Below are 22,824 nucleotides of genomic sequence, written 5' to 3' on the forward strand. Positions count from 1 at the left end.
CCGGATGGGCCGGGGCGCCGGACGGCACACCGGTGGTCGGGCCGGCCGGCCTGGCGCCGGTGTACCGGCAGCTGCGCAAGTCCTTCGAGGACAGCAAGAACGAGCCGGACGCGGCGGACTTCTACTACGGCGAGATGGAGATGCGGCGCCACAACTCCCGGCGCCCCCGCGGTGAGCGGGCGCTGCTCACCCTGTACTGGGCGGTGTCGGGCTATGGACTGCGTGCGTCCAGGGCACTGGGCTGGCTGCTGGCGGCCATGGCCGTCACTGTCCTGCTGATGATGCTCTGGGGCCTGCCCGAGGACGCCCCGCAGTCCTCCATGACCGGGCGGCTGACCGGCCGGAGTATCTCGCTGACCACGGACGACCCCGAACCGGTCGACCCCGCCGGGCCGCTCGGCTCCCGGCTCAGCTCCGACCGGGGGGAGAAGTCCCTGCGGATCGTGGTGAATTCGGTTGTCTTCCGCACCTCGGGCCAGGAGCTCACCACCACCGGCACGTACACCGAGATGGCCTCCCGGCTGGCCGAGCCGGTGTTGCTCGGCCTCGCCGCCCTCGCGATCCGCGGACGGATCAAGCGGTAGCCGGAAGCCGGTGATCCCCGGGATACTGACGGGTACCGGTGATTCGTACAACGGCCGCAGGACCGGGAGGGCGCGGGGTGTACGCGTCCTCCCGGTCCTGCGGCCGGTCGGTGAGCGCTCAGTGGCGGCCCACCGGCACTCACACCGTCAGGCGGTGAGAGCGGGCGGAACCGCTGCCAGCGCCTCCTGGATCGCCGCGACCAGGGTGCGGGCGGACTCGGCCGTCAGCTCCAGGGCGACGCGGGCCGACGGGCCCTTCGACGGATCGGTGAAGTCGATGTTGAGCGTGTGACCCGCCATCGCGTGCACCGGGTGGTCGAAGTACACGGTCACGTCCGACACATGGAACCAGGAGCTGCCCGGCCCCTTGGCGCTGCCGTCCACCGTGTCCTTGATCGTCGTATAGGTGCACATGCTCAGGCTCCCAGGTGCTTGGCGAAGAAGGTCTCGATCCGCTCCCAGCCGTCGTTGGCGGCCGCCACGTTGTACGAGGGGCGGTCGGTGGAGAAGAACCCGTGACCGGCGCCCTCGTAGGTGTGGAACTCGAAGTCCTTGCCGTGCTCCGTGAGGATCTGCTCCAGCTCGGCGACCTGCTCGGGGCCGGGGTAGCTGTCCTCGGCCCCGAAGAGGCCGAGCAGCGGAGCGCGCAGCCGCGGGAGTTCACCGACGAGATTGCTGACCTGCAGCGGGAAACCCTCGGGCGGTGTTCCCGTGACGAACGCGCCGTAACAGTCCACCGCCGCGTCGAGGTCGAGACGGCAGGCGGCGAGCACGCTCTGCCGTCCGCCGGAGCAGTAACCGATCGTGCCCGCCTTGCCGTTGGAGGTGGGCAGTGCGCGCAGATACGCCGCCGACCCGGCCACGTCCCCGGCGAGCCGGTCGTCCGGCACCCCGCCCGCGGCGCGGTTGGCCGCCGCTGCGTCGTCAGGGGCCGCGCCCGGCGCGTCGCGGTAGAAGAGGTTCGGGCAGATCGCGTCGTAGCCCAGCTCGGCGAACCTGCGGACGATCTCCTTGCTGCCCCGGTCGTATCCGGGCATGTGGTGGATGACCACGACGCCACCGCGTGGGGATCCGCCTTCCGGGCGGGCCAGATATGCCTCGATCTCGTCGCCGTTGTGACCGGCGAGCCTGACGGTTTCCGCGGTAAGTGAGTCGCTCATGAGACACCTATACCATAAGCCTGGACTCCTCAGTTTATGCTGATGACCATGGCGAACTCGGTTGATTCGGTGCGGATGGCGGCAGAGCTGCGGGCCTGCCTCGGTCCGCTGGTGCGCAGGCTCAGACAGGTGCGGCCGGAGGGCGAACTCACGCTGTCCCAGACCTCCGTACTGGTACGGATCGACCGGGAGGGTCCGACGACGCCCGGCCGGCTCGCCGATGCCGAGGGCATCCGCGCCCAGTCCATGTGCACGATCGTCTCCGCGCTCCAGGAGCGCGGTCTGGTGGTCCGCACCCCGGACCCCGACGACGGCCGCCGGGTCGTCGTCTCGCTCACCGCGGCGGGCGTCGAGGGCCTGCACGGCGCCCGGCGGGAGCGGGCGCGCCGGCTCACCCGGGCCATCGACGACGAACTCAGCTCCGCCGAGCGGGAGCAACTGGCCGCGGCGCTGCCCCTGCTGGCCCGGGTCGTCCACCGGCTCTGACGTTCCGCCCGCCCGTCCCGTACGGAGCGGCTACCCCGCGGCCGGCTCCCGGGGCCAGCTGCCCGTCGTACGGAGCAGGGCGATGAACGCCCGCTCGGCGGGGGAGAGCAGCCGGTCGCGCCGGCTCACCAGACTGATCGGGCGCGACCGCGGCCGCGGGCCGACCTGCACCACCGCCAGTGAGCCGGCCCGTATGTCGCCGTCGACGGCGTGCTCGGAGATCAGGGTGAGCCCGAGACCGGCGGCCACACACTGCTTGACGGCCTCAGGACCCCAGATGTCGCCGTGCGACACCTCCGTCAGACCCCACTCGGCCAGCACCTGTTCCTGCAACTCGCGTGTCTGCGAGCCGGGTTCGCGCAGCAGGAAACGCGAGCCCGCCAGCTCGGCGGGACCGACCGAGGACGCCCCCGCCAGCGGATGCGACGGCGCGGCGACGAGCACCAGCCGTTCGTCCAGTACGTGTTCGACGACGAGCTGGGCCGCGGTCGGCGCCCCCGCCACCACCGCGACCCCGATCCGGCCGTCGACCAGCCGCTCCAGCACGGCCTCGTTGTTGCCCACGAAGATGTCGCACTCGATACCCGGATGTGCCGTCTGGTACCGGGCGAGGAGGGACGGCAGCAGATAGGTGCCCACCGTCGTCGTCCCGCCGATCAGCAGCCGCCCCGACGCCAGCCCACTGACCTGCTGCACCGCCGCCACCGCCTCGTCGGCCAGCAGGAAGACCCGCTTTCCGTACTCGGCCAGCACCTCGCCCTCGGCGGTGGGCCGGGTCCTGGCGCCCGAGCGGTCCACCAGTGTGACCCGCAGGGACTGCTCAAGTCTGCGTACCTGGTTGGAGACGGACGGCTGGCTCATATAGAGCTTCTGCGCCGCTGCGGAGAAGCCGTGGTGCTCGACCACCTGCATGAAGATCCACAATCGGTGGAGGTTCAGTTCCACGGGCCTCCTGACGTCGCTCAAGGAAGACCCTAGCCGCGAACGCACCTGGTGGGGAGGGGGTGCACGGGTCGCTGCGCGGCTATGGCCCCCATAGCGATTCCGGTGGTTCTCCACCATCGGCGCCGGGTGCTACCCATGAAGAGGAGAGCGGCAGCCCCCGCTCCGGACTTCGACCTCAGGGGTGGATCCGTACATGAAGGAATCTGTTGCCGAACCGCTCGATGTGAACGGGCGCGGCTACGGCCGGCCCCGTCGGCCCGTCGTCGTGGTCTGCATCGACGGCAGCGAGCCCGCCTACCACGAACGGGCCGTGGCAGACGGCCGGATGCCCTTCCTCGAACGCATGCTGCAGCACGGCAGCGATCTGCGGGCCGACTGCACCATGCCGTCCTTCACCAACCCCAACAACCTCTCCATCGCCACCGGCACACCGCCATCGGTGCACGGCATCTGCGGCAACTACTTCTACGACACCGCCTCCGGCACCGAGGTCATGATGAACGACCCCGCGCTGCTGCGGGTGCCGACCCTCTTCGCCGCGTTCTCGGCCGCGGGCGCGAAGGTCGCCGTCATCACGGCCAAGGACAAACTGCGCAGGCTGCTGGGGCGCGACCTGGTCGACGGCATGTGCTTCTCCGCGGAGAAGGCCGACCAGGTCACCGAGGAGGAGAACGGCATCAGCAAGGTGCTGGAACGTGTGGGCATCGACCTGCCGTCCGTGTACAGCGCCGGGCTCAGCGAGCTGGTCATGGCAGCCGGTACGGACGTACTGGAGCAGGAACGGCCCGACCTGATGTACCTCTCGCTCACCGACTACATCCAGCACAAGCACGCACCGGGCTCGCCCGTCGCCAACGACTTCTACGCGATGCTCGACGGCTACTTCGAGCGGATCGACGCGCTGGGCGCCGTCCTCGTCGTCACCGCCGACCACGGGATGAACGCCAAGAGCGACGCGCGGGGCGACGCCCGGGTGGTGTTCCTCCAGGACGTCATGGACGCCCGGCTCGGTGAGGGCACGGCGCGGGTCGTGCTGCCCATCACCGACCCGTACACCGTGCACCACGGGGCGCTCGGCTCGTACGCGACCGTGCACCTGCCCGCCGGCACCGACGCGGCCCCGCTGGTCGCCGCCCTCGCCACGCTGGACGGGGTGGACACCGTCCTCACCCGGGCCCAGGCATGCGAGCGCTTCGAGCTGCCCCCGGACCGGATCGGCGACATCGTCGTCATCGCGGAACGCAACACGGCGCTGGGCACCACCCCGGCCCGCCATGACATCTCCGGCTTCGCCGAGCCACTGCGCTCGCACGGCGGGCTGACGGAGCAGCGGGTGCCGTTCCTGGTCAACGCACCGACCGGACCGCTCCCCGAAGGCCACCGGCTCCGGAACTTCGACGCCTACTGGGTGGGCACCGCACTCGCGGCGGACCGGCCGCTCACGGCCTGACCGGTCCCGGAGCCCCTCCGTCCCTGACCCCCGACCGAACACTCCCGCACCACTGACCCGGCCCCGGCGTGCGCTGTCGAGGCACGCGCCGGGGCCGAGCCATGTCCAGGTACGACTCCGATCCCTCACCCGCACCCACGCGCCGAGGACAGGACACCGCCATGGCAGACACCCCACCGCAGCGACCACCACAGCAACCACCACCGACCGGCACTCCGGTCAGCACCAGGGAAGCACTCAGCACAAGGGAAGCACTCGACGAGATCTCGCCGCTGCTCCGTTCCGCACGGTCCCGGCGCTGGCGCCGGCAGATCTTCGCGATCACCTGGCTCGCGTACGTCGGTTTCTACTTCGTCCGGCAGGCGTTCTCCGTGGCCAAGCTGGGCATCCTGGACGACCCCTCCGTGAACACCGTGCTCACCGAGCACGTGCTCGGCATCATCGACGCGGTCTATCTGGCGGCCTACGCCGCCGGTCAGTTCCTCTGGGGCATGTGGGCCGACCGGTTCGGGCCCCGGGTGGTGGTGATCGGCGGGATGGCCGGTGCCATCGCCGCCGCCTGTGTGATGGGGCTGAACAGCGCGCTCCTGGTGTTCGGCGGCGCCATGGTGATCCAGGGGCTGTCCCAGTCGGCGGGGTGGGCGCCGCTCTGCAAGAACATGGGGAACTTCTTCGCGGTGGGGGAGCGCGGCCGGGTGCTCGGTGTGTGGAGCACCAACTACGCGTTCGGCGGGCTCGTGGCCCCGCCGTTCCTCGGCTGGATCGCCTACTCGCTGCTCGACAGCTGGCGTGCGGCCTTCCTCTCCGGCGCCGCCACCCTGGCCGTCGTACTCCTGCTGTTCGTGCTCCTGCAGCGCAACTCGCCCCGGGACGTGGGCCTTCCGGACCCGGCCGACCCCACAGGACCCACATCCACGGTGCCCGAAGGCCCCACAGGACCCGGTGAGCCGGCAGGAGCCGCGGAACCCACAGGACCCGGGGAGACGGAGGGACCCGCGGAGTCCGGGGAGACGCCGGAGGCCGTACGGAGTGCCGGGCCCCGGGCCGATGTCGCGCCGCGCCGTTCGGCCGTCGGGCTCTACCGCGAGACCCTGCGCGACCGCATGGTGCTCACCCTCGGCCTCTGCTACTTCCTTCTCAAGCCCGCCCGTTACGCCATCCTCCTCTGGGGGCCGGTGATCGTCAGCCAGCGGCTGCCCGAGATCAACAAGGTGGGCGCCACCCTCATCCCCATCGCCTTCGGCGTCACCGGCGTCCTCGCCCCGATCCTGGTGGGCTGGGTCTCCGACCGGCTGTTCCGGTCCCGGCGGGTGCCGGCGTGCGTCCTCGCCCTGGGCGTACTGACCGCGGCGCTCGCCCTGTTCATGCCGCTCACCGCGGCCGGCAGCGTCGGCGTGATGATCGCCGTTCTCGCGGTGATCGGACTCTCCGTGTACGCGGCCGACGCGATGATCTCCTGCGTGGCCGCCGTCGACTTCGGCAGCGCCAAGGGCGCCGGGACCGCGGCCGGGCTGGTCAACGGCTGCGGCTCGGTCGGCGCCATCCTCGGCGGCCTGCTCCCCGGATTCCTCTCCGGCGGTGTGCTGTTCACCGGCTTCGCGGGCGCCGCGCTCCTCGCCGGACTGCTGATGCTCCCGCACTGGAACCGCGTACCGCGCCCCACGTCCTGAGCCTCCTGCACCCATCGAGAAGGAGAACTCCATGACCGTCAACCGTGCCGACACCGCCGTCGTCGGCGGAGGCATCGTCGGCCTCGCCCACGCGCTCGCCGCCGCCCGCCGCGGGGACCGCGTCGTCCTCTTCGAGCGCGACGACTTCGCCGTCGGCGCCTCCATCCGCAACTTCGGCATGATCTGGTCGATCGGCCAGCAGCGCGGCGAGGTGTACGAACGAGCCCTGCGCAGCCGGGAGATCTGGCTGGAGATCGCCGCCAAGTCCGGACTCTGGGCCGCTCCGACGGGATCCCTGCACCTCGCGCACCACCCCGACGAGGTCGCGGTCCTGGAGGAGTTCCTCGCGATCACACCACCGGCCCGGGACCGCGGCGTCCGGATGATCACGCCTGCCGAGACCCGCGAGCGCAGCGCCACCGCGCGTACCGACGGCCTGCTCGCCGCGATGTGGAGCCCGACCGAGCTCAACGTGGACCCCAGGCTCGCCATCCCGGCGGTCGCCAGGCATCTGGTGGCCGAGTACGGCGTCGACATCCGGTTCGGCACGGCCGTACGCGGGATCGGCCTGCCGACTGTCTCCACCACCGATGGCGACTGGCAGGCCGACCGCGTCTATGTGTGCAGCGGCAATGACTTCGCGACGCTCTACCCCGAAGTCTTCGCCCGCAGCGGCCTGGTGCGGTGCAAGCTCCAGATGATGCGCACCGGGGCCCAGCCGTCGGGCTGGCAGCTCGGCCCGATGCTCTGCGGCGGGCTGACCCTGCTGCACTACGCGGCCTTCGACGACTGCGAGGCGAAGGCGGTGCTCGCGGCCCGGATGGGCGAGGAGCTGCCCTTCCACCGGGAGAACGGGGTCCATGTCCTGCTCTCCCAGACCGCGGACGGCCGGCTGACGATCGGCGACAGCCACGCGTACGCGAAGACCCTCCACCCCTTCGAGAGCGAGGAGATCAACCAGGCGGTCGTGGACTACCTGGGCACATTCGCCCAGCTGCCGAACCCGGCCATCACCGAACGCTGGAGCGGCTACTACCCCTCGCTACGGGACGGCCGTACGGAGCTGGTGACCGAGCCCGAACCCGGTGTCACCGTGGTGAACGGTGTCGGCGGCGCCGGGATGACGCTGTCGTTCGGACTGGCCGAGGAGATCGTCGGACGCTGACAGAGGCTCACACGGAGGTGCCCCTCGCCGGAAGTCCGGTGAGGGGCAGGCCGTGGCGACTTCAGCACCACTTTCCCGCGGAGTACGGCACTGGCTTCCGGCTGTTCTGTTCAACAGCCGGGCCGCCGGCCTGCGAGACCACCCTGTACCCGCTCCGGTCAAGGAGGCTTTCCCAAGGACGCTTTCCAGGTGAGCGGGCGTGCCAGGTCACACTCGCATGGCCACGCTGAGCAGCGGTCGGGCGGGCGGCGCCGGCGGTCAGTCAGCCGCCCCTTGTGGGCCGAGGTGGGAGCGGTGCCGGTCCACGATTCCTTCGACGATCCTCATCAGGCGGTCTCCCGTCTGATCGATGCTTCCGTTCTGTGTGCTGACCTGTGCCCCTTCCAGTACGAAGGTGATCTCGGCCGCGGCCTGTCCGGGGTCGGACATCTGGGCTTGGGTGCACATGCCGAGCAGCCTGCGGGCCTGGTGGGCCTTGTGGTCCTCGATCACCTGCCGTGCCGGATGAAGGCGGTCGGGCAGCTCGGCGAGGGAGTTGATGAACGGACAGCCCCTGTACGAGAGCGACGGCAGCCCCTCGGCGATGAAGCGGGCCAGGCCGAGAATCTGCTCCTCGGGCCGGCCGGGGTATTCGGTCTCCACGCGGTCGAAGGCCGCCCGATAGTCCGCGGCGACGATCCGCAGCCACTCCGCGACCAGCGCGTCCTTGGTCTCGAAGTGCCGGTAGATCGCCATTTTGGTGGTCTCGGCCCTGTCGGCGATCGTCTGGACCCCGACCTGCCGGATCCCTTCCCTCTGGAAGAGCTCTTCGGCCGCGTCGAGAATGCGCTCACGAGGCGGCAGCTTCGCCACTCTGCTCGGCCTTCTGAGGGTCGATGCCACGACTACTCCGTCACTCCGGTCGATCGTGCGGTTCACAACCTCTCCCACGGTACCAGCCCGACCCCCTCGATACCGTAGGGTATCGTCCGGGACTCATCGGTATTGTTCTGGTCAGGGAGTGGCAGTGAGGGTTTCTGAGTACGTGAGCTTCGACGCAGTCGGGCTGGCGGAGCTGGTGGCCAAGGGCGAGGTACTCCCCGCGGAGCTGGAGGCAGCCGCGCGCGAGGCGGTACGGGCAGTCGATCCGCGGATCAACGCCGTCGTGGAGACATGGCTGACCGACGACGAACCTGCCCCCGGCAGCGCACCACTGGCCGGCGTCCCCTTTCTGATCAAAGACATCGCGGTGGCCATGGCCGGGAGGCGAATGGAGCTGGGAAGCCGCCTGGCAGCCGGTAACGTCGCCCGCGCCGACTCCTCGCTGATGCAGCGCTTCCGGCGCGCGGGCCTCGTGACATTCGGACGTACCGCGACACCGGAGATGGCGTACGGCATCTCGACGGAATCGGCGTTGTACGGCGCGACCCGCAACCCATGGGACCTGGAGCGCAGCGCGGGCGGATCCAGCGGAGGCGCGGCCGCCGCTGTCGCCGCCGGGGTGCTCCCGGTCGCCCATGGCACCGACGCCGCCGGATCGCTCCGCATCCCCGCCGCCTGCAACGGCCTCTTCGGGATCAAGCCCACCCGCGGCCGGGTGTCCATGGGGCCGGACGTCGACGAGGTCTTCAACGGCCTGGCGGTGCACGGCAGCGTCAGCCGCACCGTACGCGACAGTGCGGTACTGCTCGACCAGATACGCGGCCCGGAGCCGGGCGACCCCTACTTCGCCCAGCAGCCGTCACGGCCGTATGCGGAAGAAGTCACCCGTCATCCGGGCTCGTTGCGGATCGGTGTCCTCGCCCGAGCGTGGGGCGGACGCCGCACTACCGCCCCGGTGACCGACGCCCTCTCCCGCACCGTGCGGTTGCTCGAATCCCTCGGCCACCAAATGGAGGAGGCCGAAGTCGACCTCGGCGCCGACTGGGAGGAATTCGTCCTGGCCAATGCCCGGCTCATGACGGTGAACCTCACCACCCTGGTCGACGGGCTGGCCGCCGCCTTCGGCCGTCCCATCGACTCCTCGACCCTTGAGCCGGCGACCCTCGCCGGTTACCACTACGGGCAGCGGGTCGGCGGCGCGCAGTTCCACACGGCTCTCGCGATGCGGAACCGAGTCGCCCGAAGCCTGGCGCGGTACTTCGACGAGTACGACATCCTCCTCACGCCAACCCTGCCGGAGCCTCCCGTGTCTCTGGGCACTCATACGGAGGGTGTGGAGACACTGGACGGCCTCGGCTGGATCGAGCGCATCAACGACCTGTCGCCGTTCACCATGCCGTTCAACGTGGCAGGCACGCCCGCCGTCTCCGTACCCGTGACCGCCGACGCCGGGACGGGGCTCCCGGTCGGTATGCAGTTCGCCGCCGGATATGGCCTCGAAGGCCGGCTCTTCCGCCTCGCCGGACAACTCGAACAGGCGAGTCCGTGGTCAGACCGAACCCCCACGGTATGGGCAGGGAACCACCCAGCCCGCTGAAGAACGCTCCTGGCGCGCTACCGAGAGACATCGACGGACTGTTGCCGGTCACAGGACCGAGAACTCTCGCGGCGCACGGGACGGGACGGATGTCCTCAGTGCCGAGGCGAAGCCGCGGGTATGCCGACCTCGGCGTTCAGCCGATCCACGACGCAGCCCACCGGCCCGGCCGGCGACGCCGCCGCCAAGCCCGCTCCCGCACCGGCCGTCACCGGCGACGAGCCACATCCCGGACATGAAGAGCACGGTCTGCAGCTGGAGGCTAATAACTGATACAGGCCGAATGCCACTCCGTGTAGAAGTCCCACACCTCGGGCGAGCACTCCGGCGGGCCGTACTGCGACGCCTTCGATCCCACATGCGGCAGATGGGAGTACGCCCCGACGCCCGGCCGGTTCACATGGAGCATCCCGGCCTCGAACCGGTCGATCGCCTCGAACGCCCGCGACTGGGACGCCGTGAAGACGGTGCCCGACATCCCGTACTTCACCGAGTTCGCCACCGTCATCGCCTCGTCGAACCCGTCCGCGTCGATCACGGCCAGCACGGGCCCGAACACCTCCTCCTGCGCCAGCGAACTGTCCGCGGGCACATCGCGGATGACGGTCGGCTGGACGTAGCAGCCCTCGGGCAGATCCTCCCGTTCCTCCCGCTCCCCGCCGCACAGCACCTTGCCGCCGTCGAGCCGCGCTCCGGCGACGGCCGCCAGCGCCGCGTCCATCCGGGCGGTGTTGACGACCGGGCAGACCCGCGACGCGGGATCGTCGCCGGGCCCGACCCGCAGAGCTGCGACGCGTTCCACCAGCCGGTCGAGGAACTCCTCCCGCACCCGGACATCCACCACGGCCCGGCTCGTGGCCGAACACCGCTGGCCCGCCTGGCCGAAGGCGCCGTTCGCGACGGCGTCGACGGCCTTGCCGATGTCGGCGTCGTCGCAGACGATCAGCGCGTTCTTGCCGCCGAGTTCCAGCTGGGTACGGAGCAGCCGGTGCGCTCCGCCGCTGTGGATGGCGGTGCCGACCGGCAGCGAACCGGTGAAACTGATGCCCGCCACCGCCGGGTTGGCCACCAGGGCCTCGCCCGCGGCCGCGTCACCCTGCACCAGATTCAGTACCCCGTCGGGAACCCCGGCCTGCTGGAAGATCTCGACCAGCAGCGCCGATGTCAGGGGCGTCAGGGGGGATGGCTTGAGCACCGCCGTGCACCCGGAGAGCAGCGCGGGCGCCACCTTCCACACCGGGATGGCCAGCGGGAAGTTCCACGGGGACACCAGCCCGACCACCCCGATGGGCTTACGGAAGGTGTACGCGAAGGTGCGTTCCTCCTCGGCGGGTGCGGTCACCCCGCCGAGCAGCCGCGCCTGGCCCGCGGTGAAGTCGATGACGGCCCGCGCCCTGGCCACTTCGCCGCGGGCTTCACTGAGCAGCTTGCCCTGCTCGCGGGTGATGGCGGCCGCGACCTCGGCGGCCCGCTCGCCGAGTATGCGGCTCGCCGCCGTGAGATACCCGGCGCGCACGATAGGACCCCGGGCGCGCCAGCCGGGCAGCGCCGCGGCCGCCGCGTCCACCGCGTGATCCACGTCGACGCCGCCCGATTCGGTGAACTCGCCGATCACATCGGAGAGATCGGCGGGATCGATGTTCTCCCTGAGCTGTCCGGATTCCGCCGGCAGCCACTGCCCGTCGATGTAGTTGAGCCGAAGGTGCTGCGGAACCTGATTCCTCTGCGCAACGCTTGTCATGCCCTCCCCTTCGCTGGACCTGCCGGCGCCGCTGCCGGTCCTGGCCAGGCTCGCTCAGGGGACGGGCCGTCACAATGCGCGATTGGCGAATACGCCCGATAGCCGCCGCCTATCGGGTCACCGCGGGCCCTGCGCTGCTCTTCCTGTCCGGGCCGGTCCCTGAGGGCTGTCCCATAATCCCTGGCGGACAGCCCTCAGCCCGCCCGCTCCACGGTCCTGGCGAGGATGCCGAGCGTGGCACGCAGCCCGGCTTCGGGGATGACCGGGAAGATGCCCTTGTCCCGGTAGCGCTCCTCGATCCCGCTCCAGTCGTAGTACGACGTGACGAGCGTCCCCGTCTCGCTGGGGCTGAGCCGGTAGCCGTACAGATGCCTGATCGGCGGCTGGATCGTCCCGGAGATCGTCCACTCGATCAGGGCGTCCTGCTCGAAGCGGGTGATGATGACCGTGACGTCGTACTTGCCCATCGGGAAGTCGTTGAGCGCCTCCCGGTCCATGTGCACGAGGAAGGTGTCGTCCACCTTCCGCACGGGGTCGCCCTCCGCGGACTGGAGCATCCCGGAGCTGTCGATGGCCACCTGGCCCTGCGGGTCGCACAGCAGCGCGAACACCGCGGCGGGGCTTGCCGCGACCTCCCGCTGGACTTCGAAGCGTTCCGGGGGAGCTGTGGGCTCGGGGGAGTCTGAGGGGTCTGAGGGGGCTGTCGTCATGGCCGCCACCGTACGGTGCGCGGGCCCGGCGCGGAACGGCCCGGGGGTGGCGGACGATCACCTCGTCCGCCGCCCCCGGGCCGCCGTGTCCGTCCGCTCCGGTCAGAGCAGCACCGGCGTCAGGTCCGGGCCGCCCTCGCTCTCGTACGCGTCCTCGTCGAAGGGGTACAGCGGGCGCTCCACCCGGTGGTGGCCCAGACGCAGCAGATCCTGGTCGACGCCGCCGGGGGTGAGGGCCAGCAGCCAGTCGGCGGCCATGTCGTGCAGCTCCGGCTCCAGGTAGCCGATCTTCACGACGACCAGGTCGAAGGTGCGCGGGTCGATCCCCAGACCGCCCTGCGCGGGGCCGGTGAAGTCGGCGACCGTGTGGAACGGCTTGCGCTGCCCGGTGACGACGACCGTGAGCCCGCCGACGGTGATCGCCGCGAGGTCGCAGCCCCGGTCGTACGCACCGCCCTCGGCCCGGTCCGTCTTGTCGGCGGCGCGCTGCAGGCCCGTCACCTCGCCGGTGATCTCGTACGGTCCGCCCTGGCTGGTGTCGACCTTGCCGCCGACGCCGACCGTGACGGTGGCACCGATCCCGGCCTCGAAGCAGGCGCGGACCGCGGCCGGGTCGGTGATACCGGGGTGGACGGCGGTCACCCGGCCGGAGGCGATCTCCTCGTTCTCCAACAGCTTGCCGAGCATGTACGCGAGGTCGCCCGCGCCGCCGGCCGTCGGGTTGTCCCCGGAGTCGCTGATCAGGAACGGACGGCGGTCGGACGCCACCGCGGCCGCGACGCACTCCTCGGCGGTCCCGGTCGGGCCGACGAACTCGAAGTCGCGCCGGACGTCCCAGTACTGGCGGGCCAGCGACTCGGCCTCGGCGGCGGCGAGTGCGGCGTCGTCACCGGTGACCACGATGGCCGCCTTGCAGCGGGGCTCGTCGGCCCAGGCGTATCCGACCCAGATCGCCGCGTCCACGATGCCGGGCTTCGCCTCGATCCCCGCGAGCCGCCCGTACAGCCCCTTGGCGGGTTCGAGCCGGGTGCTGGTCTTCTCGCCGGGCAGCAGGACGGGCACCTGTACCCAGGCGCGGTGCGGCCGGCGGTCGGCGGCGGGCAGCCGCAGCCGCTCGACCAGCTTGCGGGCCGCGCGCTCGCGGGTGTCCCAGGCGTCCTCGTGCGGGGCGAGCCGGTGCGCGGTGAGCAGCTCGACCGGCTCGGCGAAGCGGCGCGAGACATTGCCGTGCAGGTCCATCGCGGCGGACATCATCGGCCGTCCGGACGCCGGGTCCTCCGGGGTGCCCACCGCGTCGAGCGCGGCGCGCACGGCCTCGGTGAGATCGCCCTCGGCGTCGGTGAGGCCGATGACGCTCATCGCGCCGTGCAGGTCGTACACCATGCCGTCGAGGGGGCCCGCCGCCCGGATCCGGGTGACCAGCTCGTCCTTGAGCTGCAGATACGACTCCGCCTCGACGGGGCCGCCGGGCAGCGCGGTGGCGTGCAGCAGCGGGACCCACTCGACGTGCGCGCCGAGGTCGGACGCAGGCTGCGTCCAGGTGTATCGGTCCAGGAGGTCCTGGCCGCGGGTCTGACGGAAGTCGGCCACGGTGGAGCGGTGCGGACAGAAGGTGGACGACTCGATGCCGATGCCGCCGATGGCTATGCGCAGACGGCGGGCGGGGGTGGCGGTGGTCATGTGGCGCTGCTCTCCGGGTTGCGGGTGGGGTGGTGGTACGGGGGCCGGGCCCGAGGGGTGCCGGGGCGCGGCGGGAGCCGGCTCAGGGCGCTTCGGCGTACGGCAGGCTGTCGCGCAGAGCCGTCAGCCCCGCGCCCAGCAGTCCGGCGTCGCGGCCGGAGACGGTGGTGGTGATTTCGAGCCCCGCCGTGGCCATGGGCAGGCAGCGCTCGTACAGGACGCCGCGGACCGCGGCCACCAGGGGCTCAGCCGACGCGAGCGCACCGCCCAGTACGACGGCCTGCGGGTTGAAGAAGTTGACGACGACGCTGAGCACGGTGCCGATGTGCCGGCCTGCCGCCCTGACGAGGGTGGTCGCCTGCGGGTCCCCGTCGGTCACCAGGCGCAGCAGTTCAGCCGTGCCGTCCACCGGGGTGCCGCCGCGGGCGAGTTCGCGCAGTACGGCCGCGCCGCTGGCGACGGTCTCCAGGCAGCCGATGTTCCCGCAGCTGCACGGGCGGTCCTCGGCGGCCTCGACCCGGACATGGCTGATGTCGCCCGCGCAGCCGTTGGCCCCGCGGTGCGGGCGGCCGGCGGAGATCACTCCGCAGCCGATGCCACGGCCCGCCTTGACCACGACGAGGTGCTGGAGTTCCGGCCTGGCCGACTGGTGCTCTCCGACGGCCATGAGGGTCGCGTCGTTGTCCACGACGACGGGCAGCCCGAGCCGGTCGGCGAGGACGTCGCGGAGCGGGAAGTTGTGCCAGCCCGGCATCCGGGAGGGGGTGAGCACCCGGCCGGCCCGCACATCGACCGGGCCGGGGAAGGCGATACCGACGCTCCGTACGGTGCGGCCCGCCGCGCGCTGGCGGTCGGCCAGCGCGGTCAGCCGCTCCACCAGCCAGTCGGCGGCCTGTTCCGGCCCCGCGGTGAGGTCGTGGCTGTGGTCGGCGGCGTCCCGGACCGTGCCGTCGGCGGAGACGGCCGCCAGCCTGCCGTGGTGCGAGCCGAGGTCGGCGGTCAGGGCCACACCCCCCTGCTCGGGGATGCGCAGCAGCCGGGGGCGCCGGCCGCCGCGGGACGCGCCCTCGCCCGACTCCGTGAGAAGCCCGGCCGCGACCAGCTCCTGCACACGGAGCGAGACGGTGGAGGCGGCCAGACCCAACTCCCGGACCAGATCGGCCCGGGAGGACGCGGTGCCGGACGTGACCATGCGCAGAATCTGCTGGTTCGATGCGCTGTCCGTCATTGGTCTCCCCGTCATCGCGCTCCTCGAACTGCTCTGTATGCCGTCGAGTTACTTCGATCTGTCAAAGCAAGTCTGTGGTGTCTCGATGAAAGTTAGCGATCCGGGGGCAACTTTCGCCAGGGGTAACGGGAAAGTTTTCAGCAATTCCGTAGCGCAATATGGGACATAAGCTCCTAAAGACTCTAGGAAGGCTGCCCTTAGTCGAACATCTACTCTTGACTTAGTTTCGGCCACCGTCCTAACTTTCAAGCATTCTCCAGCCGATGTTCACGTCGGCTCGCTGCTGGAACCCGATGGAGGCCCACCCATGCGCCCAAGGCGCTCATCCGCGCGGCGTCGCGCGCTCGCCGCAGCGGTCACCGGGGCGGCGCTCGTCGTGGCCCTCTCGGCCTGTTCGCAGGACGGCGGCAAGATCGACATGGGGCCCACCGGCGGCACCCCCGTCGAGGGCGGCACCGCGACGATGGCGCTGCCGCCGGCCGCCACCCCGAACTGGATCTTCCCCATCGGGGCCCCGGGGTACGGCGCCACGTACAACTTCGCCATCCAGTCGCTGCTCTTCATGCCGGTCTACGACGCGGTGAAGAAGGACGGCGCCCTCACCACCACCGGGCCCAACACACTGGGTACGAAGCCCGTCTACAGCGACGGCAACAAGACCGTCACCGTGCCGCTGCGCAAGGACATCAAGTGGTCCGACGGCAGGCCGGTGACCGCGCGCGACATCGAGTTCTGGTTCAACATGGTCAAGGCCAACAAGGCGGAGTGGGGGAGCTACTCGGTCGGCACCATGCCCGACAACGTCAAGAGCTTCGAGACCGTCGACGCCCACACCGTCCGGCTGCACCTCAACCGCTCGTACAACCCCGACTGGTTCACCGCCAACCAGCTCACCCTGATGCGCGCCCTCCCGCAGGCCGCCTGGGACGCGAAGAAGGACGGCGGCGCGATCGGCGACTGGGACCGGACCACCGCGGGCGCCAAGGCGGTCTTCGCCCGGCTGACCACCCACTCCAAGAGCCTCGGCGCCTACTCCAAGGACCCGCTCTGGAAGACCGTCGACGGGCCCTGGAAGATCGCCGGCTGGCAGAACACCGGCCAGGTCACCCTCGTACGCAACCCGAAGTACACCGGTAACAACAAGGCGCATCTGGACAAGGTCGTCCTCAAGCCCTTCACCACCGCCGACTCCGAGTTCAACGTGCTGCGTTCCGGCGGCGTCGACTACGGTTACATACCGCCGTCGGTGATCGCCCAGAAGAAGAAGTTCGAGAGCCGTGGCTACCGCGTCGACCCGTGGGAGGGCTGGGCGGCCACCTACATCGTCTACAACTTCAACTCCTCGCACGGCGGGGCGGCCATGCGCCAGCTCTACATCCGCCAGGCCATGCAGCACCTGGTCGACCAGAAGTCGATGAGCAAGGTCATCTGGCAGGGCAGCGCCGACCCGACGCTCGGCCCGGTCCCCGTCACACCGAAGACGCAGTACACCACCCCGGAGATGCAGAAGAACCAGTACCCGTACTCGGTGAAGGCGGCCCGCACGCTCCTCACCGACCACGGGTGGACCGTCCGCGACGGCCAGGCACGCTGCACCCGCCCCGGCACCGGCGCCGACCGGTGCGGAGCCGGCATCGCCAAGAACGCCCCGCTCGACCTGACGCTGCTCTCGCAGTCGGGCTCCACCGAGTCCACCAACATGATGCAGGAGCTGAAGTCCTCGCTGAGCAAGGCCGGTATCGACCTCAAGGTCCGCCAGCAGCCCCTCAACTCGGTCCTCGGCAACTCCGTGCCCTGCAAGGCAGGACAGCCGGGCTGCGACTGGGACATGTCGTTCTTCGGCACGGCCGGCAGCTGGTACTACCCGCTCAACCCCAGCGGTGAGCAGCTCTTCTCGACCGGAGCGTCAGCCAACTTCGGCAACTACTCGGACCCGAAGGCCGACAAGCTGATCCGCGCCGTCCAGTACTCCAGCGACCCGAACGCCGTCCACGCGTACGGCCAGTACCTCTCCCAGCAGCTCCCCGTGATGTGGATGCCGAACCCCGCCTACCAGGTGTCGGTGATCCGCAACGACCTGCGGGGTGTCGACCAGAACCCCACCGTGACCCTCGCCCCGCAGGACTGGTACTACGTCAAGAAGGGGGCCGACCAGTGACCGGCTTTCTCCTCAAGCGCCTCCTCCAGGCGGTGGTCGTTCTCTTCCTGGTGTCGGTCATCGTCTTCGTCCTTCTGCACATGCTCCCCGGCGGCCCGGCCCGCGCCATCCTCGGGCCCAAGGGCACACCGCAGCAGATCGAGCACTTCAACCACGCCCAGGGCTACGACCGTTCGCTGCCCTTCCAGTACTTCGAGTATCTGAAGCGGCTGCTCACCGGTGACCTGGGAGTGTCGTACAAGCTGAACCAGCCGGTCTCCGACCTGCTCATGCAGCGGCTCCCCAAGACATTGCTGCTGACGGCGCTCTCCACCCTCCTCGCGGTGATCGTCGCGATCCCGCTCGGCCTGCTCCAGGCCGTACGACGCGGGAAGATCACCGACTACCTGCTGACCGGGGGCGCCTTCCTGGCCTACGCGACGCCGGTCTTCTTCCTCGGTCTGATCCTGATCATCGTCTTCTGCCAGACGATCCCCATCTTCCCGTCGGAGGCACCGCAGGGCGAGTCCCTGGCCAGTATCTTCAGCGGCTTCTCCGGCATGGTGCTGCCCATCGTCACCATGGCGCTCGGCGTCATCGCGATGTTCAGCCGCTACATGCGCTCCGCCACACTCGACAACCTCACCGAGGAGTACGTCCGTACGGCGATGGCCAAGGGCCAGTCCAGCCGGCGGATCCTCGCCAAGCACGTGATGCGCAACGCGCTCATCCCGCTCGCCACCCTCCTCGGCCTGTATCTGCCGACGCTGTTCAGTGGTGCCCTGGTCGTCGAGGCGATGTTCAACTACCCCGGTATGGGCCTCCTGTTCTGGAACGCCGCACAGGGCTCCGACTTCCCCGTACTGCTCGGAGTGACGCTGGTCGTGGGCGTCGCCACCGTGGTCGGATCGCTGCTCACCGACATCGTCTACGCCGTCCTCGACCCCCGGATCCGGAGCGTCTCATGAGCACCGCCGTCATAGCCCCCGGGCACGAGGACGCCGACCTCGCCACGCCTTCGCTGGCCCGCCGCACCGTGCAGGTCTTCACCGGCAACAAGCTCGCCCTCACCGGCGTGATCGTGCTGGTGCTGCTGCTCGCGTTCTGCTACATCGGCCCGCTGGTCCACTCCACCGACCAGGTCCACACCGACCTGTCCCAGGCCAACCTGGCACCCGGCAGCCCCGGACACATCCTGGGCACCACCGACCTCGGCTACGACCTGCTCGGCCGGCTGATGCTGGCCGGCCAGTCCTCGCTCGAAGTCGGGCTCGCCGCCGGGCTGCTCGCCACCCTCTTCGGCACCCTCTGGGGCGCGGTCTCCGGCTACTTCGGCGGCTGGACCGACGCCGTGATGATGCGTGTCACGGACGCCGCGCTCGCCATCCCCGCGATGTTCCTGCTGGTGGTCGTCGCCGCGATCATCACGCCCAGCAAGAGCGTGCTCATCGTGATCATCGCGGCGGTGGCCTGGCTCTCCCCGGCCCGGCTCGTCCGCGGTGAGGCACTCTCGCTGCGCGACCGCGAGTACGTCCAGGCCATGCGGATGATGGGCGGCGGCGGAGCCCGCGCCGTGTTCCGGCACATCGTGCCCAACGCCATCGGCACCGTCATCGTCAACTGCACCTTCCAGATCGCCGACGCCATCCTCTACGTCAGCTATCTGGCGTTCCTCGGCCTCAGCATCCCGCCGCCCGCCACCGACTGGGGGTCGATGCTCTCCTCGGGCATCACCTACACCCAGAACGGTTACTGGTGGCTGATCTTCCCGCCGGGCATCGCCATCGTGCTCGTCGTCGGCGCGTTCAACTTCGTGGGCGACGGCCTCCGGGACGCCTTCGAAGTACGGCTCCAGAAGAAGTAGCCACACCCCCGCCTGCTTTCCTGCCTGCACTGCCCGGAGGACACTCCCATGACCGAGCCGCTGCTGCGGATCGACGATCTCCATGTCGACATAGCGTCCCGCAATCGCACCGTCCACGCCCTCGACGGCGTCAGCCTGGATCTCGCCCCCGGCGAGGCACTCGGCGTGGTCGGTGAGTCCGGCTGCGGCAAGACGATGACCGCGCTGAGTGTCCTCGGGCTGCTCCCGCCCGGCGGCGCCGTCGCTTCGGGGCGGGTCCTCTTCGACGGGCACGACCTCGCGTCGGCCGGCGAACCCGTACTGCGCGACGTCCGGGGCAACACCATCGGCATGGTCTTCCAGGACCCGCTGACCTCCCTCAACCCCACCATGACCATCGGCGCACAGGTCGCCGAGCCGCTCCTGCTGCACCGCACCGTCAGCAAGCAGGAGGCATGGGCGCGGGCCGAGGAGATGCTCGGCCTGGTCGGCATGCCGCAGCCGTCCGAGCGGATGAAGGCGTATCCGCACCAGCTGTCCGGCGGTATGCGACAGCGCGTCGCCATCGCCATGGCGCTCGTCTGCGAACCCAAGCTCCTCATCGCCGACGAGCCCACCACCGCACTCGACGTCACCACCCAGCACCAGATCCTGGAGCTCATCGACGGGCTGCGCTCCCGCCTCGGCATGGCGATGATCCTCGTCACCCACGACCTGGGCGTCATCGCCAACCGGGTCGACCGGGTCGCCGTGATGTACGCGGGCAAGGTCGCCGAGACCTCCGGCGTACGGGACCTCTTCGCCCGCCCGAGGCACCGCTACACCCAGGCGCTCTTCGCAGCGCTCCCCGAGAAGGCCGTCGAGGGCGAGACCGAACTGCGCACCATCCCCGGCCTGCCGCCGAACCTCGCCACCGCCCAGCAGGGCTGCCGGTTCGCCGCCCGCTGCGCCTTCGCCACCGACGTCTGCCGCGCCGACGAGCCGCAACTGACCGAGGGCGACCACCGGTTCGCCTGCTTCCACCCCGTACCTGAGGACGGCGAGCCGGACAGCGCGGACGCACCCGTCAGGGAGCGGGAGGCCGCCGCCGTGGTCCCGGACGGCGCGACGCTCCTCGAAGTCACCGACCTCCGCAAGGACTTCCCGCTCACCGGCGGCCCGTTCTCCCGCAAGCGGGGCACGGTCAGCGCCGTCGGCGGTGTGTCACTGACGGTGCGCAAGGGCGAGACCTTCGGCATGGTCGGCGAGTCCGGCTGCGGCAAGACCACCATCGGCCGCATGATCGCCGGCCTTGAGGACCCCACGGCGGGGTCGATCGTCTTCGAGGGCCAGGACCTGGCCACCATGGACCGCGGCCGGCGCCGCGCCCACCGCCGCCGGATCCAGCTGATGTTCCAGGACTCCGCCGCGGCCATGGACCCGCGCATGCGGATCGGTACGATCCTGCGCGAGCCGCTCGTCATCCAGGGCGTCGGCGACCGGGCCGAACAGGACCGGATCGTCGCCGGACTCCTCGACGCGGTCGGGCTGCCGCGCGGCGCCGTCGACCGCTACCCGCACGAGTTCTCCGGCGGCCAGCGCCAGCGCCTCGGGCTCGCCCGCGCGCTGACGCTCTCGCCCGACCTGATCGTCGCCGACGAGCCGGTCTCCGCGCTCGACGTCTCCGTACAGGCCCAGATCCTCAACCTGATGCGGGAACTGCAGCGCGAGCGCGGGCTGACGTACCTCTTCATCTCGCACGACCTGGCAGTGGTCCGCTACCTGGCCGACACGGTCGGGGTGATGTACCTCGGCAAGCTGGTCGAGTCCGGCCCGGCCGACGAGGTGTACGCGAACCCCCTCCACCCGTACACCCGCGGACTCCTCGACACCGTCAACGTCCCGGACCCCGAGACGGCAGGCGCCGGCCGCACCCCGCTCGGCGGCGAGACACCCTCCGCCGCGAACCCGCCCTCCGGCTGCCGGTTCCGGACCCGCTGCCCCATCGCGAAGGACATCTGCGCCGAGACCGAACCGCCGGCCAGCACGCCGGACGGCGCCGGCCACCAGGTGGCCTGCCACTTCCCGCTGGTACGGCAGGCGGCGGCCTGAACCGGAGCGGCACACACCGCGCGGGGCGGTGCTCCCCTTACGCCACCGCCTCGCGCAGCGCCCGCCGGCAGAGCGCGTCGGCGCGCCGGGTGGACTCCGGAAGCCGGTAGTCGGGGGAGAGCCGCAGGGTGTGGGCGCAGGCGTTGTCGATGCCGACCCGGTGCCCCACGGAGACGAACACCGGCTTCACCCCGTCCTGGGTACGCAGCGCCCGCCCCACCTCATCGCCGCCCTCGGCCAGCAGCGGGGTCTGCGCACCGCGCCGGGCGCCCGGCTGCTCGTACGAGAAGGTGAAGGGGTTCTTCGCCACCCCGATCACCGGCAGACCCGTCAGCACCCCCAGATGGCTGGCGAGCCCGAACCGTCGCGGATGGGCCAGCCCGTAACCGTCGCAGACCACAAGACCGGGGCCGGCGGAGAGCGCTTCGAGGGCCGCCAGCACGGTCGGGACCTCACGGAACGCGAGCAGCCCGGGTACATACGGGAACGTCACCCGGCCCACCGCGGTGGCCTCGTCCACCACGGCCAGCGTCGCGGCGTCGAGCACCACGGCGGCGGCCGCCACCACGTCGCGTTCGTCGTCGTACGCCACATCGACACCGGTGATCAGCCCGGTGCCCGGCGCCGGACCGGGCTCGTCCAGCACCACACGGGTGCGAAGTTCGTCCTGGACCGCGCGGGCTGCCGTCTCATCGGCGGGGGTCTCCATGGGCTCAGCCTACGAGGGCGGCTCCGCGCCGGGTCGAACCGCGGTGACCTGCGACTTCGCCCGGATGGGCCAACCCCGTTGCGAGCGGGACGCACGGGGCGAGGAGAGTGGGTACGTACGTTCGCCGCCGGGACCGCGTCGCGGCCCCGCGGGCGGTCGTCGCCCGTTGACCCGCTGCCACAGATCTGGAGACTCCGATGACCTGCATCAACCGACGTGACATGGGACTGCTCGCCCTGCGGGCCGGTACCGGGGTGGTGCTCGTCGCACACGGTTCGCAGAAGCTGTTCGGCTGGTTCGGCGGCGGCGGGCTCGCGGGGACCGCGGCGGGGATGGAGCACATGGGATTCCTGCCCGGACACCGGAACGCGGTCGCCGCCGGCCTCGGCGAGGCGGGCGGCGGGGCGATGCTGGCGCTCGGCCTCGGCACACCCGTCGCGGGCGCCGCCGTCGCGGGCACCATGGCGGGAGCGGTGTCCGTCCACGCGCCCGCCGGTTTCTTCGCCCAGTCGGGAGGCTATGAGTACCCGGCGCTCCTCGGCTTCACCGCTGCGGCCATCGGAGTCGCGGGCGCGGGCCGCTACTCGCTGGACGAGGTGACCGGGAACCGCTTCGACCGCCCCTGGATGCTCGCCCTGGCCTTCGCCGGAAGCGCGGTGGCGAGCGCCGCGGTGGTCAGCAAGCGGAAGAAGGCGCTGGCCGCCAGGGCGAAGGCCGAAGCGGACGCCGGCACGGTGCCGGGAGCGGGGGCGTAACAGGGGCGCGCC

At 70.7% G+C, this 22,824-nt stretch carries 20 protein-coding genes; 11 read left to right on the forward strand and 9 right to left on the reverse strand.

Features of this window, described 5'->3' with window-relative positions; translation table 11 throughout:
* The coding region (locus tag G3I19_RS07190) for a hypothetical protein (protein ID WP_164260720.1) at positions 1 to 584 on the forward strand (584 nt) is incomplete at its 5' end.
* A 147-nt stretch (positions 585 to 731) separates the two neighbouring features.
* On the opposite strand, the gene G3I19_RS07195 is transcribed toward G3I19_RS07190, so the two are convergent.
* Positions 732 to 998: a DUF6295 family protein gene (locus G3I19_RS07195; protein ID WP_203599276.1), complete on the reverse strand. Its 267-nt coding sequence runs from the start codon at positions 996 to 998 to the stop codon at positions 732 to 734.
* Between the two features lie 2 nt (positions 999 to 1,000).
* On the reverse strand, positions 1,001 to 1,744 hold the full coding sequence (locus tag G3I19_RS07200) for a dienelactone hydrolase family protein (RefSeq protein ID WP_164260722.1): 744 nt from the start codon (positions 1,742 to 1,744) through the stop codon (positions 1,001 to 1,003).
* Between the two features lie 48 nt (positions 1,745 to 1,792).
* Here G3I19_RS07200 and G3I19_RS07205 point away from each other — a divergent pair, with 48 nt between their 5' ends.
* Positions 1,793 to 2,230 carry a MarR family transcriptional regulator gene (locus G3I19_RS07205; RefSeq protein WP_164260724.1) on the forward strand — a complete coding sequence of 146 codons (438 nt, stop codon included), beginning with the start codon at positions 1,793 to 1,795 and terminating at the stop codon, positions 2,228 to 2,230.
* 30 nt (positions 2,231 to 2,260) lie between these two features.
* Here G3I19_RS07205 and G3I19_RS07210 read toward each other — a convergent pair whose 3' ends face one another.
* Positions 2,261 to 3,175: a LysR family transcriptional regulator gene (locus G3I19_RS07210; protein ID WP_164260726.1), complete on the reverse strand. Its 915-nt coding sequence runs from the start codon at positions 3,173 to 3,175 to the stop codon at positions 2,261 to 2,263.
* A gap of 193 nt (positions 3,176 to 3,368) precedes the next feature.
* Between G3I19_RS07210 and phnA the strand changes: the two genes are divergently transcribed.
* From phnA to G3I19_RS07225, 3 genes are all read left to right on the forward strand, one after another.
* Positions 3,369 to 4,625, forward strand: a complete 1,257-nt coding sequence (gene phnA, locus G3I19_RS07215; RefSeq protein WP_164260728.1) for a phosphonoacetate hydrolase — start codon at positions 3,369 to 3,371, stop codon at positions 4,623 to 4,625.
* A 161-nt stretch (positions 4,626 to 4,786) separates the two neighbouring features.
* The gene (locus G3I19_RS07220) at positions 4,787 to 6,295 is read left to right on the forward strand and encodes an MFS transporter (protein ID WP_164260730.1); all 1,509 of its coding nucleotides are present in this window, start codon (positions 4,787 to 4,789) and stop codon (positions 6,293 to 6,295) included.
* Positions 6,296 to 6,326: 31 nt separating this feature from the next.
* Positions 6,327 to 7,460: a TIGR03364 family FAD-dependent oxidoreductase gene (locus tag G3I19_RS07225; protein ID WP_164260732.1), complete on the forward strand. Its 1,134-nt coding sequence runs from the start codon at positions 6,327 to 6,329 to the stop codon at positions 7,458 to 7,460.
* 258 nt (positions 7,461 to 7,718) lie between these two features.
* Here the strand turns inward: G3I19_RS07225 and G3I19_RS07230 are convergent, their stop codons facing one another.
* Positions 7,719 to 8,342 carry a TetR/AcrR family transcriptional regulator gene (locus tag G3I19_RS07230; protein WP_164260734.1) on the reverse strand — a complete coding sequence of 208 codons (624 nt, stop codon included), beginning with the start codon at positions 8,340 to 8,342 and terminating at the stop codon, positions 7,719 to 7,721.
* 124 nt (positions 8,343 to 8,466) lie between these two features.
* Between G3I19_RS07230 and G3I19_RS07235 the strand changes: the two genes are divergently transcribed.
* Positions 8,467 to 9,918, forward strand: a complete 1,452-nt coding sequence (locus G3I19_RS07235; protein WP_164260736.1) for an amidase — start codon at positions 8,467 to 8,469, stop codon at positions 9,916 to 9,918.
* A gap of 262 nt (positions 9,919 to 10,180) precedes the next feature.
* On the opposite strand, the gene G3I19_RS07240 is transcribed toward G3I19_RS07235, so the two are convergent.
* The 4 genes from G3I19_RS07240 to G3I19_RS07255 all read right to left on the reverse strand — a co-directional run bounded on the left by G3I19_RS07240 (position 10,181) and on the right by G3I19_RS07255 (position 15,277).
* Positions 10,181 to 11,659 (reverse strand): aldehyde dehydrogenase family protein, encoded by a 1,479-nt coding sequence (locus tag G3I19_RS07240; protein WP_164260738.1) that lies wholly within the window; start codon positions 11,657 to 11,659, stop codon positions 10,181 to 10,183.
* Positions 11,660 to 11,853: 194 nt separating this feature from the next.
* Complete coding sequence (locus G3I19_RS07245) at positions 11,854 to 12,369, reverse strand: SRPBCC family protein (protein WP_164260741.1); 516 nt, start codon at positions 12,367 to 12,369, stop codon at positions 11,854 to 11,856.
* Positions 12,370 to 12,471: 102 nt separating this feature from the next.
* Entirely contained in the window at positions 12,472 to 14,049 is a 1,578-nt protein-coding gene (locus G3I19_RS07250; protein ID WP_164260744.1) for a M81 family metallopeptidase, read from the reverse strand.
* An 82-nt stretch (positions 14,050 to 14,131) separates the two neighbouring features.
* Positions 14,132 to 15,277 (reverse strand): ROK family protein, encoded by a 1,146-nt coding sequence (locus tag G3I19_RS07255; RefSeq protein ID WP_203599278.1) that lies wholly within the window; start codon positions 15,275 to 15,277, stop codon positions 14,132 to 14,134.
* Between the two features lie 307 nt (positions 15,278 to 15,584).
* On the opposite strand from G3I19_RS07255, the gene G3I19_RS07260 reads away from it, so the two are divergent.
* From G3I19_RS07260 to G3I19_RS07275, 4 genes are read left to right on the forward strand one after another with little or no spacing between them, the layout of a single operon-like run.
* On the forward strand, positions 15,585 to 17,435 hold the full coding sequence (locus tag G3I19_RS07260) for a peptide ABC transporter substrate-binding protein (RefSeq protein ID WP_164260749.1): 1,851 nt from the start codon (positions 15,585 to 15,587) through the stop codon (positions 17,433 to 17,435).
* The gene (locus G3I19_RS07265) at positions 17,432 to 18,382 is read left to right on the forward strand and encodes an ABC transporter permease (protein ID WP_164260752.1); all 951 of its coding nucleotides are present in this window, start codon (positions 17,432 to 17,434) and stop codon (positions 18,380 to 18,382) included. Before G3I19_RS07260 ends, G3I19_RS07265 begins: the two co-directional genes overlap by 4 nt.
* Entirely contained in the window at positions 18,379 to 19,278 is a 900-nt protein-coding gene (locus tag G3I19_RS07270; protein WP_164260755.1) for an ABC transporter permease, read from the forward strand. The genes G3I19_RS07265 and G3I19_RS07270 overlap by 4 nt, the downstream gene beginning before the upstream one ends.
* A gap of 48 nt (positions 19,279 to 19,326) precedes the next feature.
* The gene (locus G3I19_RS07275) at positions 19,327 to 21,348 is read left to right on the forward strand and encodes an ABC transporter ATP-binding protein (protein ID WP_164260758.1); all 2,022 of its coding nucleotides are present in this window, start codon (positions 19,327 to 19,329) and stop codon (positions 21,346 to 21,348) included.
* A gap of 37 nt (positions 21,349 to 21,385) precedes the next feature.
* Here the strand turns inward: G3I19_RS07275 and G3I19_RS07280 are convergent, their stop codons facing one another.
* A complete protein-coding gene (locus tag G3I19_RS07280; protein ID WP_164260761.1) occupies positions 21,386 to 22,057 on the reverse strand; it encodes an endonuclease V in 672 nt (223 codons plus the stop codon).
* A 197-nt stretch (positions 22,058 to 22,254) separates the two neighbouring features.
* Here G3I19_RS07280 and G3I19_RS07285 point away from each other — a divergent pair, with 197 nt between their 5' ends.
* The gene (locus G3I19_RS07285; protein WP_164260764.1) at positions 22,255 to 22,812 is read left to right on the forward strand and encodes a DoxX family protein; all 558 of its coding nucleotides are present in this window, start codon (positions 22,255 to 22,257) and stop codon (positions 22,810 to 22,812) included.
* Positions 22,813 to 22,824: the final 12 nt, after the last annotated feature.

Source organism: Streptomyces sp. SID10853 (assembly GCF_010548145.1).
GTDB lineage: Bacteria > Actinomycetota > Actinomycetes > Streptomycetales > Streptomycetaceae > Streptomyces.

What these genes read in the sequence shown, in the direction of transcription:
- G3I19_RS07195 (WP_203599276.1), bottom strand. Translation starts at nt 998, where the DNA reads ATGTGCACCTATACGACGATCAAGGACACGGTGGACGGCAGCGCCAAG.
- G3I19_RS07200 (WP_164260722.1), bottom strand. Translation starts at nt 1,744, where the DNA reads ATGAGCGACTCACTTACCGCGGAAACCGTCAGGCTCGCCGGTCACAAC.
- G3I19_RS07205 (WP_164260724.1), top strand. Translation starts at nt 1,793, where the DNA reads ATGGCGAACTCGGTTGATTCGGTGCGGATGGCGGCAGAGCTGCGGGCC.
- phnA (WP_164260728.1), top strand. Translation starts at nt 3,369, where the DNA reads ATGAAGGAATCTGTTGCCGAACCGCTCGATGTGAACGGGCGCGGCTAC.
- G3I19_RS07220 (WP_164260730.1), top strand. Translation starts at nt 4,787, where the DNA reads ATGGCAGACACCCCACCGCAGCGACCACCACAGCAACCACCACCGACC.
- G3I19_RS07225 (WP_164260732.1), top strand. Translation starts at nt 6,327, where the DNA reads ATGACCGTCAACCGTGCCGACACCGCCGTCGTCGGCGGAGGCATCGTC.
- G3I19_RS07240 (WP_164260738.1), bottom strand. Translation starts at nt 11,659, where the DNA reads ATGACAAGCGTTGCGCAGAGGAATCAGGTTCCGCAGCACCTTCGGCTC.
- G3I19_RS07245 (WP_164260741.1), bottom strand. Translation starts at nt 12,369, where the DNA reads ATGACGACAGCCCCCTCAGACCCCTCAGACTCCCCCGAGCCCACAGCT.
- G3I19_RS07250 (WP_164260744.1), bottom strand. Translation starts at nt 14,049, where the DNA reads ATGACCACCGCCACCCCCGCCCGCCGTCTGCGCATAGCCATCGGCGGC.
- G3I19_RS07255 (WP_203599278.1), bottom strand. Translation starts at nt 15,277, where the DNA reads ATGACGGACAGCGCATCGAACCAGCAGATTCTGCGCATGGTCACGTCC.
- G3I19_RS07260 (WP_164260749.1), top strand. Translation starts at nt 15,585, where the DNA reads ATGCGCCCAAGGCGCTCATCCGCGCGGCGTCGCGCGCTCGCCGCAGCG.
- G3I19_RS07270 (WP_164260755.1), top strand. Translation starts at nt 18,379, where the DNA reads ATGAGCACCGCCGTCATAGCCCCCGGGCACGAGGACGCCGACCTCGCC.
- G3I19_RS07275 (WP_164260758.1), top strand. Translation starts at nt 19,327, where the DNA reads ATGACCGAGCCGCTGCTGCGGATCGACGATCTCCATGTCGACATAGCG.
- G3I19_RS07280 (WP_164260761.1), bottom strand. Translation starts at nt 22,057, where the DNA reads ATGGAGACCCCCGCCGATGAGACGGCAGCCCGCGCGGTCCAGGACGAA.
- G3I19_RS07285 (WP_164260764.1), top strand. Translation starts at nt 22,255, where the DNA reads ATGACCTGCATCAACCGACGTGACATGGGACTGCTCGCCCTGCGGGCC.